Source organism: Prochlorococcus sp. MIT 0701 (genome assembly GCF_000760295.1).
In the GTDB taxonomy this organism is placed as follows: Bacteria; Cyanobacteriota; Cyanobacteriia; order PCC-6307; family Cyanobiaceae; genus Prochlorococcus.
In genome coordinates, this window is the sequence record NZ_JNBA01000046.1 from 1 (window position 1) to 3510 (window position 3510).

Genomic DNA, 3510 nt, shown 5'->3' on the forward strand with positions numbered 1-3510 from the left:
CTTGCATAACCATCGATGAGCAATGAAAAATGATTGAACGAAAAGCTTAAATAGTTATGCAAGCTTAAATATAAAATACACATCACTAATGTACTGAAATAGACCATGACAGAAGCCAAGAAAATCAAAGAAGATATTAATAAAGTCTAAAAAAGATAATGATCAATGATTTCTGTAAATCATTCCTGAGCCAATCCATCACCAAGCCTTAAAGCTAACTGGCTGATATTTGGCAAACTCAAGGATCCAGCCCCTTTCGGCAATTTTTTTCAAATTTAGAAGGAAGGTCGAGAAATCACCACTTTGGATCCAGGCAGCCTTGATTGCGGGTAGATCCTCCGGTAAACGCTCCATTGGCAGTTCTACAAGTAGGAAGCTGTTTTCTCCAACAGCTCGGTTCAAGGGTCCATCATCTGTACGTTGCCATATACGCAGCAATAATTCCAACGCAAGGGCCTTAGCATCGTCTGATGGCATGTCATGACTGTCCTGATTGCCACCACTATCAGCATTACGCGGGGGATTCGACTGTGATTTACCTGAAAGTGGTAGTGCACGCTTACCCTTTTGCTCAAGCAAGGCCAAGGCGATTAGATAGGGAGCATCAGCCATAAGGCATCGTCGGATCCTCCATCATGACGGGTTAACAACCCTGCAATGGCAACAGAGCACAAAGGATATCTTGAAATTATTCTAAGTAGACATTCCCATATCCAGATACTGCTTCAATTCCTTCATCCAGATTGAATGATGGGAAAATCCTGCCATGATTTAAATTAATCATGAGCATGAAGATGGACAACCCAGAACGGCCTGCATGGATGAACTGGGCATTCCTTGGTATTTTTCTTTGGACAAGCTGGCAGCTAGCCGGATTTTGGATGGAGCGCCTCAACGGATAAATCACTCAATCAATTCAAAGCTTGCATCTACTTACAGAGTCATCTAAGAAGGCCAACATTAAATTGGAAAGCATCACCGATGATTCAGTCAGATCATTAAAGAGCGAGGTTTGATTGAACTATTGCCTGCTCAGATTCACTAACTCCTTAGATAAAATCAAATTTCCATCAATATCAATATTTTTACTACAGAGCTTCTTTAAAAGGAAATTCATAGCACTGTCTAGAATAATCAATATGTTGTATAAATAATCACGGCATTGAGTTAATAATGGACGACATAACTAACCCCCGCTGCTTTAAGACTGGTTTGCATTTATTGAATCCATGGCTGTAGGCATCTACTTTGCAACAACAACAGGTAAAACGGAGGATATCGCAGACCGGCTTCATCCTCTCCTCAATGGCAGTAATACACCTCAGGATTTAGCTGATCTAGAGGACTTAAGCCCGCTAAACGATTTAGACGCGATTATCTGCGGTATTCCAACATGGAACACAGGTGCAGATAGTGAACGATCTGGTACAGCTTGGGATTCAATGCTCGAAGACATCTCCAAGCTGAGCTTAAGTGGTAAACAGGTCGCAATCTATGGGCTCGGAGACTCATCGACGTATACCGAAAACTTCTGTGATGCTATTGAAGAACTTCATCAGTGCTTCAAAAATGCAGGAGCGACAATGGTGGGATATGTCTCAAAAGATGATTATACATTTGAAGATTCAAAGAGTTTAATAGGTGACAAGTTCTGTGGTCTACCCCTCGATGAAGACAGCGAATCTGACATGACCGATGATCGGTTGATGTCATGGGCAATTCAACTTAAGCAAGAGATCCCTGCATTGAGTTAATGCTAAATAGCTATTTAATCTCTATTTGACTGTAGACAACAAGTCCGATGAACTAATCCAACCTCTATATCTATATCATCGATCGATTGCGATTCCGTAATTGATCGATCTAGGCACAAAATATTAAATCCAGAAAATATAGCTATTCCGTTTAGACTTAACAGGTTTAATACTTATAATTAATGTTGAAACGTGAATGCTGTGTGAAGAATGTCAAAGACAATTGGAGAAGGAATGGTTTATAATTTATAAATCACGAAGGTCATCGTTAATCAGTAATTTTTATATTAAAGAGAGGCAAAAAAAGCCGCTCTAGATATTTGTCCAGAGCGACTCTGAATACCTCAACCTGCAGATGCAAGTCAATGATTAATGATCTAGAAGGTAAATGTCGTTCTTAAGACACCGCCGAACTGGTTAAGAGTTTCATCGGTATCCATAAGCCCTGAGGCTGGACGGCTCAGATAGAAGAAGCCTGGGGTGATGACAATGTTGTCAGTCACCTGGAACTTGTACCACAGCTCGGAGACATAGTTCCCGTCGTGAGGTGTGTCACCCCCTTTGAGATTAGTTGCAAAGGGTGCCTGGCCTATTGCAAAGCCACCAGCGTTGCCTTCAACAAAAAGATCATTCCATTCTAGACCAACCATCCATGATTGCGATTCAGAGACGACGCCGTCTCCGAAGTCATCGTCATTATCGAAGTTAGTTGCATTGATTCCCCAGCCAACACTGATTGAAGGGATCCAACCATTCTCTTCAGGCATCCAATAAGCAGATAATGCAAATGCATTTGTGTAACTATCAGAGCCTGATGTAAATGCATAGCTATCGGCAACATACACACTTGAATAAGGCGCTAGATCGTTGTTCTGGAGATAGCTATAGGTGGCAGCTATGCCCCACTGCTCTGCGGTATAAGCAATTTGAGCAGTTCCAGTGCCACCAGAACAATCATTGGCTATGCCACCACAATCATCATCATTGATGTTTGGATCTCCGTTGCGACCATTAGCAGCAACATAATTGGCACTGATTGCCCAGCCGTTGTTCTCCCACCAAATACCAGCACCCTGGCCCAGGTTTTTGTTAAAAGCACCAGCTGATGCACCAGGCAATGTGACGACATCCAAAACCGTAGAAGATCCATCACTTGCATAGGCGGTTGGCCAAATAGCAAGCATGTCTTCCTGGCCAACGACTGCGCCAAGAGTTGCTGTGAAGTTCTCGCCAATCGGGAATTGATAGAAGATCTTGTCGATATAGAGGACATCGGCACCTGCTTCTGCCTCAGACGCGACTTCCAAGGTGGAGAGATTTGTGGGACCATCCCCTCCGAAAACAGTCTTTCCGAAATTACCTGCTCGCAAAGTCGTAGAAAGTGTGTCCTTACCTGTAAAGCTCGTGTTCAGTACAAGCTGAAGGTCATAGTTGAAGGTGGTTGCGCCCCACTCTTCGTTATAAGTATCTGTTAAATCGTCAAGTGAGCCACCAAAACTATTCGCACCTAGAACAAAGGAAGCCTGACCAACAAGTTTGGTAGTGGTGGAGAACTGAGTGGCTTCCAGTTCACCAACGCGGGCCTCAAGGCCATCAACACGGCCCTTGAGGATTGCGAGCTCCTGCTCGAATTCCTGCAGCAAGCGACGCAGTTCGTCAGTGACTTCAGTGATGCGATCGAGGCAGGCATTCAACAGAGCAGCCGCTTCAAAGCGGGTCATTGCTCTGTTGCCGAGGTAGCTACCGCTTGGATAGC

Annotated in this window: 3 protein-coding genes; 1 reads left to right on the forward strand and 2 read right to left on the reverse strand. The window is 43.7% G+C overall.

Translation table 11 applies throughout. The features are described 5' to 3' along the window. Nucleotides 1-198: 198 nt before the first annotated feature. Nucleotides 199-612 carry a hypothetical protein gene (locus EV12_RS12680; protein ID WP_036915999.1) on the reverse strand — a complete coding sequence of 138 codons (414 nt, stop codon included), beginning with the start codon at nt 610-612 and terminating at the stop codon, nt 199-201. Between the two features lie 617 nt (nt 613-1229). Between EV12_RS12680 and fldA the strand changes: the two genes are divergently transcribed. After that, entirely contained in the window at nt 1230-1754 is a 525-nt protein-coding gene (gene fldA / locus EV12_RS12690) for a flavodoxin FldA (protein ID WP_036916001.1), read from the forward strand. Between the two features lie 377 nt (nt 1755-2131). Here fldA and EV12_RS12695 read toward each other — a convergent pair. After that, on the reverse strand, nt 2132-3510 hold a 1379-nt coding region (locus tag EV12_RS12695), incomplete at its 5' end, for an iron uptake porin (RefSeq protein ID WP_036916007.1).